This is a genomic window from Klebsiella michiganensis, from assembly GCF_002925905.1.
Taxonomy (GTDB): Bacteria; Pseudomonadota; Gammaproteobacteria; order Enterobacterales; family Enterobacteriaceae; genus Klebsiella; species Klebsiella michiganensis.
On sequence record NZ_PRDB01000001.1, the window covers coordinates 580,878 to 592,949 of the forward strand.

Consider the following 12,072-nt stretch of genomic DNA (forward strand, 5'->3'; position numbering starts at 1 on the left):
GAATAGAAAATGCTCGTTTATTACGCTAATCTGAGGCATGTCATGCGCATTACCATGGGGGCTATCATGCGCACTACGTCGAACGTTAAAAAATCAGTCAATGTCTCGCTTTCGCCTGAAATCCTGGAAGAGGCGCGTAAACTTAAAATCAACATTTCGGCGGTTTTAACGGAAGCTTTACTTGAGAAATTTCGTGAGCACAAACGTGAAGAGTGGTTACGAGACAATAAGAAATCGATCGATACGATTAACCAATGGGTAGAAGAAAACGGTTCGTTTAGTGATTTTCAAAGGCCGTTCTGATGGAACAATATTGCGCTTATGAGAATACGGGAAGCGGTAAAAAGGTTTTCCCTTATTTAATCAACCTGCAGCATCCGGTCGCGAATGTCCTGAAGCATATCCTGGTTGCCCCTGTGATAGAACAAAACCAACTACCTGATACCCAGCCTCCGACCAAAATTTGTCCCGTGATTACGATTGCCGGTCAAACTTATATTGTGATGACGCATATGATGGCGGGTTTGCCGCAGAAAGAACTGGGCAAGCGCGTTGCTGATTTGACGGCGGACAGGGCTGCGCTGCGCGATGCAATCGACTTTCTGATCAACGGTTATTAGAGCGCCCTCCCTGGCGCTCTCCGTTTTGCCTTTATCCTCTGGCAAAGGCCGCGGCTTCAGCGACCAACGCCGCGTCCGGACGCACGCCGGTGTAGAGCGCAAACTGCTCCACCGCCTGCAGGGCAATCACCTCCGCACCGCTGATAACGCGCTTGTCCAGCCTCTGCGCCAGCTTGATGAGCGGGGTTTCCGGCGGCAGAGCGACCACGTCAAATATCACGTCGGCCCGTTCCACCATCGTCGGGCTAAAGGCCAGGGTTTCGCTTTCCGCGCCGCCCGCCATGCCGAGCGGCGTGACGTTAACCAGAATATCCGCTGCGATTCCCTCCGGCCTGGGCTGCCACTGAAAACCGTACTGCTTTGCCAGCGCCAGGCCGCGCTCGCGATGGCGGGCGGCGATAATCACATCGCGGAAACCGGCATCGCGGAAGGCGGCGATGACCGCTTTGCCCATTCCGCCGCTGCCCTGGATCATCACTTTGGCTGAGGAATCGAGCTGATAGCTGTCAATCAGGCTTTTCACCGCGATATAGTCGGTATTCAGCCCGGTCAGCCTGCCGTCGTCGTTGACGATGGTGTTGACCGAATCAATCGCCTTCGCCGAAGGGGCAAGCGCGTCAAGATACGCTATGCAGCTCTCTTTAAACGGCATAGAGACCGCGCAGCCGCGAATGCCTAATGCGCGCACGCCGTTTACCGCCGCGGCTATATCCTGGGTCGTAAACGCTTTATAGATATAGTTCAGCCCCAGCTTTTCATACAGGTAGTTATGAAAGCGGGTGCCGAAGTTACCCGGGCGCCCGGCCAGCGACATGCACAGCAGCGTATCGCGATCAATCATGAGTAATATCCTCCGCGTGGGCCAGAAGATACTCTTCCGCCTCTTTTGACCAGATACCGTGGTGACGTTCCATAATCGCCGCCAGCTGCGGGTCGCTAATGTTTCCCAGCGGCGTAAGCGGAATGTTTTTTCCGGTATAAACCAGCTTCTTACCGCCGCCTACCGCCGGTAAATCCAGGGTGGTCGCGCCCGCCGCGTTCAGCCCCAGAATATGAGTCACCACCTTCGCGGTCTGCACCTTTTTCTCCTGCATCAGCGCTACGGCGGCGCGCATATCGTCGGTATTGCCGCCGGAGGTGCCCACGTAGTGGGTGAAGGCGTAATGCACATCGTAAAAATTGATCGGTGCGCTGAACTGCTTATCCTGCGGGCCGGCAAAAAAGTTCAGGCAGCCGTCCGGGGCCAGCAGCGAGGATGCCAGGGTGATGAGCTGTTCGTTAGGGACGAAGACGAAGATATCGTCAAAGCCGTGGCCGCCGGAGAGCGCCATCAGCGTTTCGCGGCTGGCGTCGCGCCCATCCAGATAGTGGATCAGCGTTTGCGGCTCGGAGGGATAGTGCTGGCGCGCATAGCTGAGCTTTGGCTTATTGGTATCGGTGACCACCAGCAGCGCCGGGTTGATCGGGCCATGCAGCGCGTAGTCGATGGCCAGCAGACCCATCGGGCCGGTGCCGCCGAGGATCAGCGTGCGGCCCTGCGGGCGAATGCCCATCACATGGTTATAGCTGCCTTCCTGCAGATGATAGTTGGCGTTGAAGGCGCCAATCACGCAGGAAAGCGGCTCCACCAGCGAGCCTTCAAACCAGGTATCGCCTTCCCAGGAAAGCAAACAATCCTGTTCCATCACCTCGTTGGGGATCACCACGTGGGTGGCTTCGCCGCCGATCCATGGAAAAGAATAACCGGGGCAGTCCGGGCGATCCGGCAGCTGCAGGTTGGCCTGAATCACATAGCGCTGGCCGGCGTGAAACTTGTGCTGCCACTTTTTGCCGACGGCGATAATCTCCCCGCAGAACTCATGGCCGATAATGATTGGGTTCGTCGCCACATCGTCCGGCACCTTTTTGTGGTCCTCGCCCTGGTTCGCCTCTTTCCACGAGGAGAGGCACAGGCTGTCGGTGACCACCCTGGCGAGAATTTCATCATCCTGCATCGCCGGAAGTTCAAAGGTTTCCAGGCGCAGATCGCGTTTGCCGTAGAGCCGCAGGGCTGTTGTTGTTTGCATGTTTACCACCTCATCCCCTTCATCTTTCGCATGACGGCTGCGAAATCTTTTGGGTCTAACTTGTTGAAGTAGCCCCGGCATCGCCGGGGCGGAAAAATCAGGACAGGAAGCCCAGCGCGTTACCGATAATCCCCAAACCGAAGAGGGCGAAAATCAGCCATACCGGGTTCACTTTCTTATTGAGCAGGCGCACCATCAGTAGCGTCAGACCCAGAGCCAGCAGGCCGGGGCAGAGCTGATCGAGGATGTCCTGTACGGTCATGGTGACGGTCGAGCCGTCGGCGCCCGGGGTTTGCGAGACCACCAGCGGGACGTTGATGGTGGTCCACTTGGTCACCAGCACGCCCATCACAAACAGGCCAAGAATGGAGGCGCCTTCGGTCAGTTTTTGCAGCAGGTTGCCGCCCATATCGCTGACGATATTGACCCCTTTACGGAAGCCAAGCTGCAGCCCGTACCACTTCATCGCCAGACGTACCGCGTTGAAAATAAAGAAGAACAGCAGCGGTCCAAGAATATTGCCGGAGAGCGCCAGCGAGGCGCCGAGGGCGGCGGTAATCGGCCGCAGCGTGCCCCATACCAGCGGGTCGCCCACGCCTGCCAGCGGCCCCATCAGGCCAACTTTGATCCCGTTGATGGCGCCATCGTCGATAGCGGCGCCGTTGGCCCGGGCTTCCTCCATCGCGGCGGTGACGCCAATCACCGGCCCGCAGACTGCCGGAGTGGTGTTGAAGAACACCAGATGGCGCTTCAGCGCGGCGACCTGATCCTCCTTCAGCGGGTAGAGGCGCTTGATGGCCGGGATCATGTCGTAGCAGAAGCCAAGCCCGTGAATACGTTCGAAGTTGAATGACGCCTGCTGCAGGTTGGAGCGCAGAAACATGCTCACCAGGTCGCCTTGGGTAATTTTTCTCTGTTCCATGTTGGGCTCCATCAGTCGTCAAGCTGGTCAAGGGCAGTGGAAGAGGTGGCGGCGGCCTGCGGTTCGGGTTTACGCCACTGCGGATTAAGCTGGATATAAATCAGCGCGATGATGACCCCGACGCCGCCGAAGGCCAGCAGGCTAAAGTCGAGATAGCCGCCCGCGAGGAAGCCGAGGAAGAAGAAGGGCATCAGATACTTCACGCCCATCATGCGCAGCACCATGGCGTAGCCGACCACCACGATAAAACCGCCGGCGATTTGCAGACCGCGGGTGACGAATTCCGGAATGGCGTTGAGCATATTGCTGACCATATCCGCGCTGACAAACAGAGAAACGATGAGTGCGGGAATGGCGACGCGCAGCGCCTGAACGCCCAGCGCAGACACGTGCAGCAGATCGATTGTTCTGAAGCGCGCCTCTTCCGCGGCCTTATCCGCCGCGTGCTGGAACACCACGGTAATGGTGCGGGCGAACACGGTGAGCACCTGACCTGCGGCAGCGACCGGCAGCGCAATCGCTATTCCGGTAGCGATGCTTTGCTGGCCCACGATCACCAGGATGGCGGAGATAATGCTGGCTAACGCCGAATCCGGAGACTGCGCCGCGCCGACGTTCATCCAGCCGAGCGCGATCAGCTCCAGCGTCCCGCCGAGCATAATCCCGGTTTTTAGATCGCCGAGAATTAAGCCAACCACGGTACAGGCGATTAATGGCCGGTGCGTCTGGAATTCATCCAGCACGCTGCCCATCCCGGCAATACAGGAAAAAATAAATATGGCGATTATTTGTAGGGTACTTATTTCCATAATTTGTCACCTTGAGGGTATAGAAATCCCTGCCTTTTACGGCATTTACACGATGTTCTTCAGGCTGCCTCTTTGTTGACTGCATTCTCTCGCCCCAGTCACATAGTTAGCTATGCTGCTGGTGACTCGCTCATTTGCCGCCGCGATGCATCCAGAATGATAGTGTGTAATAAAAGGCGCGTTTTATTATTCTGTAACGGACTGCTCTGCTATTTTATCGAGAATATTAACCGACGGATCCGAAGCCACGACGCGTAAATCAAGCTTAACGCCCAGAGTATCTAACTGCTGAAAGGCATTAATATCCGCTGCGTCTAATGACACCGCTTTGGTTAACTGTTTTTTACCCGGTCGCCAGGCCATGCCGCCAATATTCAGCGTGGCTATTTTGACGCCCTGCTGCACCATGGTTAATACGTCCTGCGGATTAGTGAATAAATAAAAAACCGTTTCGTCCTGATATTGCGGGTTGTGATAAACGGCGACGGCTTTCTCGATATTCACCACATTGACCTTCATGCCCGGCGGCGCGGCCTGGCGAAGCAGCGTGCGGCGAACGTCGTCGTTATACACGTCGTCATTACAGATAATGATGCGCTGGGCGTTGGCCACTTTTGACCAAACGGTGGTGACCTGGCCGTGAATCAGGCGGTCATCAATGCGTGCGAGCGTAATGTTCATCAGAAATCCTCCTCAACGGTTTCCGGCTGCCGCCAGGTGACGCAGCACTGGCTGGCGATGGTCTCAAGATGTTGGCACAGTGCTTCTGCATTCATCGTTTGCTGGTTATCGACCAGCTCCAGAGCCAGCGGTAGCGACAGGCCGCTGATGACCCGAAGCTGTGGGTTGCGCATCGCCAGGCCGGCGGCGGCGTTCCACGGGCTGCCGCACTGTAGATCGACGGCGATGAGCCACTCCTCCTCTTTGTGAGTACTTACCAACTTTTCAAGCTTATCGGCGATATCGCCCGCGTTTTCCCCCGGTACAAACGCCACGGCGCTGACGTGGACATCGCCGTAAACCATGCGCACCGAGTCGAGCATGGCGCAGGCCAGCTGACCGTGAGCGCAGAAGATGACGTTAACCATGTTTCCCCCTTAGCCGCGCGTTTTGCCGCCCGCAATGTTAGTGGTTACTCCGGTAATGTAGCTGGCGCGCTCTGAGAGCAGATAGCAAACAAAATCAGCAACTTCGCTGAGACGGCCGGAGCGACCAACAGGAATCGCATTTTTGCTATAGCCTTCGCGCAGCTGTTCGACGGTGATATTGCGGGTCCAGGCCAGCGCTTCTTCATATTCCGGCGTACGCAGCCCGGTTTTTTCCAGAATGCCCGGCGCAACGCCTACGACGCGAATACCGTGCTTGCCCAGCTCTTTCGACCAGGAGCGGGTAAAGCTGTTCAGCGCGGCTTTGGTCGCGGCGTAGCAGCTCTGGCCTTCAGAGCCTTCGAGACCGCTTTCCGACGAGACGTTAACAATCACGCCGCTGCGCTGTTTAACCATCTGGCGCGCCACCGCCTGCGACATCAGGAACACGCCTTTTTGGTTGATATTGACCATTTTTTCGAAAGCCGCTTCATTTAATTCATAGCGACCGGACGGCGCTTTCTCATCGACTAATAAACGCGGGAAGTTGACGCCGGCGTTATTGACTAAACCATCAATGCGGCCAAATCGCTGAATAATACTGTCGACGGTTTTATTCACTTCGCTGGCGCTGGAAATATCGGTTGGCCAGAAATTATAATTATCGCGATCCTGATGTTTGTCGCCGCCGTGAATATCGCTCATCTGCACGTTTGCGCCCTGGGATAATAACTCATCGACAATCGCCAGTCCGATTCCTGATGCGCCGCCGGTCACGATAATTATTTTGTCTTTTAAATTTAACCATGTATTCATTATCGACTCCTGTTTCTTTAGATAAAGGGATCCCCCGCAGCAGCGCTGCGTGAAATCATATTCTTGACATTTACTTCAGTAATGACTCAGCGGTTTCTCGATTCGTCACCAGACAATTAATGTAATGACCGTTTAAGGCACCAAGAATCCCGGCGTATTTCTCCTCGCCCATGGCGATACCCACCGAGTAGCGCGCCTGCTTGAGTTTCGCCATCTCGATAGAGAGCGTTTTTTCGCTCATGGCGGTTTCGACCAGCGCGCCATCAATGTTGTAAAAACGCGAACAGATATCGCCGGCGACCTGGCGAGCGTTGAGATCGTCGCTCTCTTCACTGCCGTAAAATGCATGCCAGTTGGCGCCGTCGCGGATCGCCGGAGAACCAATGCCCACCAGCGCGACGTCCAGGTTATCCCAGTAGGAGGCAATCGTTTTAAAATGCCGGGACTGCATAATACCGTTGCGAATTAATGTGTTATCCAGCAGTGCCGGGAAATCAGCGAGATGAGATTCCGCTTTCAGCTTCGCCGCTGCGCCGTAGGTCAGCGTATTCACGTGGTAGCGACTTTCCAGTTTTCCGGAGGGGCCGCCGATAATCGGCACGCAGATAACCTGACGGGACTGGCTGGCCTGCGGCAGATTCTCCACCAGCGCGCGCACCGCCCGACCCCAGGAGAAGCCGACGATATCGCCCGGCTCCAGCAGCCTGTCGACCAATTGCGCGCCATGCAGGCCGATAAGATTGAGCTGATCCTCCTCCAGCAGTGAGTCGCAGGCCGCCACCACCGCCTCTTTGAGACCGAATTTTTGTTTTAGCTGCTGCTCAAGCCACAGATTTTCGTTGTAGTCGTAGTTGATGGCGATAGTGACGATGCCCTGCTCGCGGCCGCGCTTCAGCAGACGGCTGATAGTGGTGCGGTATATCCCCAGCTCGCGGGCAATCTGCGCCTGGGTCATATCCTGCTCATAGTAGAGCTGGGCGATTTTCACGATCAGACGAATATCGTCGCTGTTTTCCATCGTCACTGTCGGCTCCTGCACATTTGTGCAAATGGGAGAGTTGCTGTCATGATCTGATATAACCCCATCAGCGACCCGCTTCAAAGAAATTTTCCTCTATTTCATGATGATGTTCCGACCGTTTCTGTTGCACATTTGCGTTGCTTACCGGTGGTTTATGGCACCTTTGTGCCGGACGTGATAAGAGCCTGATTCTGCTTTGTTTCGCCGGGCAAAGTTGCCGGGCTTTCATGGGCACACTTTTGTGTTGAAAGGCGTGGCAGATCACATTTAGCGGCAGGCGACGAGAGCGCGATTCTTTTTTATCGCCCGCAAGGTAGGGTATATTTCGCTTTTACAGGAGATTTTATGCTGCCCGACTCATCAACCCGACTCAATAAATACATCAGCGAAAGCGGAATTTGCTCGCGTCGTGAAGCCGATCGCTTTATCGAACAAGGCAACGTTTTTATCAACGGCAAGCGCGCTACCATCGGCGACCAGGTTAAAGCGGGCGACGTGGTAAAGGTCAATGGCCGGTTGATTGAGCCGCGCGAAGCGGACGATCTGGTCCTGATTGCGCTGAATAAACCGGTTGGCATCGTCAGCACTACCGAAGACGGCGAACGCGACAACATCGTTGATTTCGTAAACCACAGCAAACGCGTTTTCCCCATCGGTCGCCTGGATAAAGACTCCCAGGGGCTGATCTTTCTGACCAACCATGGCGATCTGGTGAATAAAATCCTGCGCGCCGGTAACGATCACGAAAAAGAGTATCTGGTCACCGTTGATAAGCCGGTGACCGATGAGTTTATCCGCGGCATGGGGGCGGGCGTACCGATTCTCGGCACGGTGACGAAGAAGTGCAAAGTGAAAAAAGAAGCGCCGTTTGTGTTCCGCATTACCCTGGTGCAGGGGCTGAATCGCCAGATCCGCCGGATGTGCGAACACTTTGGCTATGAAGTGACGAAGCTTGAGCGGACGCGGATCATGAACGTCAGCCTGACGGGGATCCCGCTGGGAGAGTGGCGCGATCTGACCGACGATGAGCTGATCGATCTTTTCAAACTGATTGAAAACTCGTCTTCAGAAGCGAAACCGAAGGCAAAAGCGAAGCCGAAAACGGCCGGCATCAAGCGTCCCGTCGTGGCGATTGAAAAAACCAGCGACAAGTCCTCCCGCCCGGCGTCGAACGGCAAACGCTTTACCGCGCCGGGGCGCAAGAAGAAAGGGCGTTAACGTCTGCCGCGCGTCGGGGTATTTGCCGACCAGGAAAACGAGGCCTCTGCGTCCGGTTTATAAGCCTGCTTTTTCTTCAGCTGGCGGGCTTTCTTAGCCTCGGCCTCGCGCAGGGCCATCAGTTTATCGATGTACTCTTTTTTCACGCTGTTGGTTTCCGCGTTGGTCAGCGGACGGCCATGGGCGATGCGCGCGCGGTCGAGCAGGGTTTTCAGTTCGCGCTGTTCGCGCTCGGTCATCTCTTTTTGCGTGATGCGGGGGAGTGCCATAGTGGTGCCCTCAATTAGCCTGTGGTTTCAGTGTACGGTATTGGGGCTGACGTCTCACGGTAAATTGTTGTGCCTCGCAGAAAATCCCGGAGGCGGCGCTGCGCACCTGTCCGGCTACAAAACCCGCAAGCTGCACGGACCGTAGCCCGGCTAAGCGCAGCGCAAGCCGGGAAAATTACGGGTTATTCGCGCTCTTTTACCGTTTACGCGGTTTGTCGGCGATAGGCTTCCCTGACCAGTAGCCGGCCAGCAGCGAGCCGGACAGGTTGTGCCAGACCGAGAACAGCGCGCCGGGCAGCGCGGCCAGCGGGCCAAAGTAGATTTTCCCCAGCGCGGCGGCAAGGCCGGAGTTCTGCATTCCTACCTCGATCGCCAGCGTGCGGCAGGTGGACTCGTCAAAGCCAAACAGTCGCCCGCCCCAGTAGCCGCCGAGCAGACCGATAGTGTTATGCAGGATAACGGCGATAATCACCACAAAACCAACGGAAGCGATATGCGACGCGGAGCCTGCCACCACGGCGCAGATAATCGCCAGAATGCAGACCATCGAAAAGGCCGGCAGGAACGGCTCCACCGCCTTCACCACTTTCGGCAGCAGATGGTGCACGACAAGCCCCAGCGCAATCGGGATCACCACGATTTGCAGAATGCTGAGCAGCATCCCCATCACGTCCACCTGAATATGCGCATCCACGTACAGACGCGTCAGCAGCGGGGTGGCGACCACGCCAACCAGCGTGGAAACCGATGAGATGGTGACTGAGAGCGCGACGTCGCCTTTTGCCAGAAAGATCATCACGTTGGATGCCGTACCGCTGGCGACGCTGCCGACCAGCACCATCCCGGCGGAGAGCTCGGGCGGCATGTGAAAAATCAGCGCCAGCAGCCAGGCGGCGAGCGGCATCACCAGGTAGTGGAGAAAAATGCCTGCGGCGACCGGCGCGGGGCGAGAAAGCACGCGCTTAAAATCGTCGACTTTCAGATGTACGCCCATGCCGAACATAATCAGCATCAGCAGCGTCGGGACCCACGGGCCAACGGGGGTAAAAGTGGATGGCGTGTAATAGGCGATAACCGAGAGCAGCAGCGCCCATAATGGGAACAGCCGCGTAAGCGTGGCGAGCATGTTGTTTTCCTTGCACGTAAGTTGTGTTTGCTTGTTATAGACCGGCCGGGATCGAGCCCGGCCATCGCTATTGTTTATCGTGCTAAGACATATTATTCAAACAAATTATGCTCATGTTCCGCTGCGGATAAGCTCCCAGCTGAGTCCGAAGCGCGCTAAATATTTGCGCAAGCGGTCGGCATCGTTAGGGTTGGCCTTTTTTTGCCGGGAGACGGCGAACAGCTCGCGTCCGGCTTCGGAGAGCGAAGCGCTGCGCTGGCAGACCTCCAGCACCGTTTCCAGCTGGCGGCGATCGAACAGATCGATTTCCATTGCAATATCAGGAGAAGATGTCGTGAGCTGCCAGCTCTCTTTCAGCAGCATTATCTCCTCTTCCGCAACGGCCAGCGTAATGCGCCCCTGCTCGGCCAGGGTCGCCATACGCGCCACGGAGGAGCCTAGCTCGCGGAAATTGCCGCGCCATTGCGCCTGCGGCGAGCAGGCAAAGGCCAGATAGCGTTCGCGGGCGTCTTTATCGAAGCGGATCTGCGTCTGCCGCTCGTTGGCCAGTCGCCGTAATTCATACTCCACGTTCGGCGCAATATCTTCCCGCCGCTGCGCCAGGCCGGGGAGGGCAAAGCGCCACATATTGATGCGCGCATAAAGATCTTCGCGAAAGCGCCCCTCCGCCACCCACTGCTGCATATCGCGATGCGTGCCGGCGATTAGCTGGAAGTCGCTGTGCACCTCTTTATCCGAGCCAAACGGGAAAAAGGTTTTTTCTTCGATGGCCTTCAGCAGCATAGCCTGCTCATCCAGCCCCAGCTCGGCGATTTCATCGAGAAACAGCACGCCGCCGTCGGCTTCGCGTAATAGCCCGGCGCGAGGCGTAACCGCGCCGGTAAACGCGCCTTTGACATGTCCAAACAGCGTGGACATGGCGTTATCACCGCGCAGCGTGGCGCAGTTTACCGCCATGAATTTTCCCGCCACCCGATGGCGCGACTGACGAAGCTGAAAAATACGTTTGGCGAGGACGGACTTCCCGGCGCCCGTTGGGCCGGTCAGCAGGATCGGATCGGTCGATCGGATCGCCACGCGCTCAATACGATCGATAAGCGCGTTGAACGTCGCATTACGCGTCTCGATACCCGCCTTCAGGAAGGAGATGGACTGCTGCTGCTCGCGCTGAAAGCGGCTGGTGAGCGCGGCGTAGCGGCTTAAGTCCAGATCGATCACCGAGTAAATACCGGCGGCGACGGCGTCATCCGCTGCGCCTTTCGGCGCAGGGCTGGTCTGCAGCAGGCTGGCGGGGAGATAGCGCGCTTCGGTCAGCAGGAACCAGCAGATCTGCGCCACGTGGGTCCCGGTGGTGATATGCACCAGATACTCTTCGTTTTCGGTATCAAAGCGATAGCGGTTGGCGAAGTCGAGAAACGCCGCGTAGACCTCTTCAAAATCCCACGGATCGTTTATCTCAATCGTATGCGGGCGCACTTCGGTATGCGGCGAAAGCTGGGCGACATCGTCAATCAGCTTTTGCGCCATATTTTCATCACGCGGCTGGTGGAGAAGCTCCAGCCTGTCGACAGGAAAATCGGCCTGCTGGCATAGCCCAACGGTAGGCCGCCATTTTTTAAAGCGATTCGCCCGCTTGCCGCGTTTGTCCAGCACCGTTCCGAGGACGCCAATGACCACTCGCCGCTTTTTCATGTTTATCCCAAAAGATAAGTTTCGATATTTAAAGATAAAAAAACCTGCTGCCGGAAGCAAGCGTTACCGTTTGAATTAAAAAACAAAAGCGTTATTAATCAATTGATTGAAAAATAACTTTCGCATTTTTTATTGTTGGCACGCAACTGGCAATATCCCTTCCGTCACGACGCTGAAAACGCAGGGGGTTAAACCCCGCCGGCACGCCAGGAACGGTACAGGCCGTTTTTCGGGCGCGTTCCGTCAGCCGATGACCACCAATGGGTTCGATTCCCGATTTCATCTCCAATGAAAACTGGTCGTTAATCATAGAAATAACGCGGGGTGATGCGCAGTCAGAACGCCCCACAGCAGGCCGCCGGTAAAGGCGCCGTGCCGCAGGCAAAAGGGAGTTCCCCTGCGGCTTCGCCCCTGCACCCGCGCCTGAT

The 12,072-nt window shown here is 56.4% G+C and carries 15 protein-coding genes; 3 read left to right on the forward strand and 12 right to left on the reverse strand.

The genetic code is table 11. The features are described from left to right. Positions 1-9: 9 nt before the first annotated feature. Together CDA56_RS02810 and CDA56_RS02815 are read left to right on the forward strand one after the other, a co-directional pair. Positions 10-303: a type II toxin-antitoxin system CcdA family antitoxin gene (locus CDA56_RS02810; RefSeq protein ID WP_004138471.1), complete on the forward strand. Its 294-nt coding sequence runs from the start codon at positions 10-12 to the stop codon at positions 301-303. Beyond that, positions 303-620, forward strand: a complete 318-nt coding sequence (locus CDA56_RS02815) for a CcdB family protein (RefSeq protein WP_014837118.1) — start codon at positions 303-305, stop codon at positions 618-620. Before CDA56_RS02810 ends, CDA56_RS02815 begins: the two co-directional genes overlap by 1 nt. Positions 621-651: 31 nt before the next feature. On the opposite strand, the gene CDA56_RS02820 is transcribed toward CDA56_RS02815, so the two are convergent. From CDA56_RS02820 to CDA56_RS02860, 8 genes are all read right to left on the reverse strand, one after another. Beyond that, entirely contained in the window at positions 652-1,461 is an 810-nt protein-coding gene (locus tag CDA56_RS02820; RefSeq protein ID WP_049071052.1) for a shikimate 5-dehydrogenase, read from the reverse strand. Next, complete coding sequence (gene sorE, locus CDA56_RS02825) at positions 1,454-2,686, reverse strand: L-sorbose 1-phosphate reductase (RefSeq protein ID WP_032747477.1); 1,233 nt, start codon at positions 2,684-2,686, stop codon at positions 1,454-1,456. The genes CDA56_RS02820 and sorE overlap by 8 nt, the downstream gene beginning before the upstream one ends. A 97-nt stretch (positions 2,687-2,783) precedes the next feature. Next, positions 2,784-3,608, reverse strand: coding sequence for a PTS system mannose/fructose/sorbose family transporter subunit IID (locus CDA56_RS02830; RefSeq protein WP_004097717.1), 825 nt, complete (start codon positions 3,606-3,608; stop codon positions 2,784-2,786). An 11-nt stretch (positions 3,609-3,619) separates the two neighbouring features. Next, the gene (locus CDA56_RS02835) at positions 3,620-4,417 is read right to left on the reverse strand and encodes a PTS mannose/fructose/sorbose transporter subunit IIC (RefSeq protein WP_103815534.1); all 798 of its coding nucleotides are present in this window, start codon (positions 4,415-4,417) and stop codon (positions 3,620-3,622) included. A 186-nt stretch (positions 4,418-4,603) separates the two neighbouring features. Then, the gene (locus tag CDA56_RS02845; RefSeq protein WP_025107712.1) at positions 4,604-5,098 is read right to left on the reverse strand and encodes a PTS sugar transporter subunit IIB; all 495 of its coding nucleotides are present in this window, start codon (positions 5,096-5,098) and stop codon (positions 4,604-4,606) included. Next, complete coding sequence (locus CDA56_RS02850; protein ID WP_014227521.1) at positions 5,098-5,505, reverse strand: mannose/fructose/sorbose PTS transporter subunit IIA; 408 nt, start codon at positions 5,503-5,505, stop codon at positions 5,098-5,100. The genes CDA56_RS02845 and CDA56_RS02850 overlap by 1 nt, the downstream gene beginning before the upstream one ends. Before the next feature lie 9 nt (positions 5,506-5,514). Further along, the gene (locus CDA56_RS02855; protein WP_064375617.1) at positions 5,515-6,318 is read right to left on the reverse strand and encodes an SDR family oxidoreductase; all 804 of its coding nucleotides are present in this window, start codon (positions 6,316-6,318) and stop codon (positions 5,515-5,517) included. A gap of 70 nt (positions 6,319-6,388) precedes the next feature. Beyond that, on the reverse strand, positions 6,389-7,336 hold the full coding sequence (locus CDA56_RS02860) for a sugar-binding transcriptional regulator (protein ID WP_014227523.1): 948 nt from the start codon (positions 7,334-7,336) through the stop codon (positions 6,389-6,391). Between the two features lie 348 nt (positions 7,337-7,684). Between CDA56_RS02860 and rluF the strand changes: the two genes are divergently transcribed. Then, entirely contained in the window at positions 7,685-8,557 is an 873-nt protein-coding gene (gene rluF / locus CDA56_RS02865; RefSeq protein WP_014227524.1) for a 23S rRNA pseudouridine(2604) synthase RluF, read from the forward strand. On the opposite strand, the gene CDA56_RS02870 is transcribed toward rluF, so the two are convergent. From CDA56_RS02870 to CDA56_RS02885, 4 genes are all read right to left on the reverse strand, one after another. Then, positions 8,554-8,826: a YjbD family protein gene (locus CDA56_RS02870; RefSeq protein ID WP_009653910.1), complete on the reverse strand. Its 273-nt coding sequence runs from the start codon at positions 8,824-8,826 to the stop codon at positions 8,554-8,556. The two genes, rluF and CDA56_RS02870, sit on opposite strands and share 4 nt — an antisense overlap. 196 nt (positions 8,827-9,022) lie before the next feature. Then, a complete protein-coding gene (gene panS / locus CDA56_RS02875; protein WP_025107709.1) occupies positions 9,023-9,952 on the reverse strand; it encodes a ketopantoate/pantoate/pantothenate transporter PanS in 930 nt (309 codons plus the stop codon). A gap of 111 nt (positions 9,953-10,063) precedes the next feature. Next, positions 10,064-11,644 carry an RNA repair transcriptional activator RtcR gene (rtcR, locus tag CDA56_RS02880; protein WP_064375618.1) on the reverse strand — a complete coding sequence of 527 codons (1,581 nt, stop codon included), beginning with the start codon at positions 11,642-11,644 and terminating at the stop codon, positions 10,064-10,066. Positions 11,645-11,738: 94 nt separating this feature from the next. Beyond that, a complete protein-coding gene (locus CDA56_RS02885; protein WP_072351824.1) occupies positions 11,739-11,954 on the reverse strand; it encodes a hypothetical protein in 216 nt (71 codons plus the stop codon). Positions 11,955-12,072 lie beyond the last annotated feature (118 nt).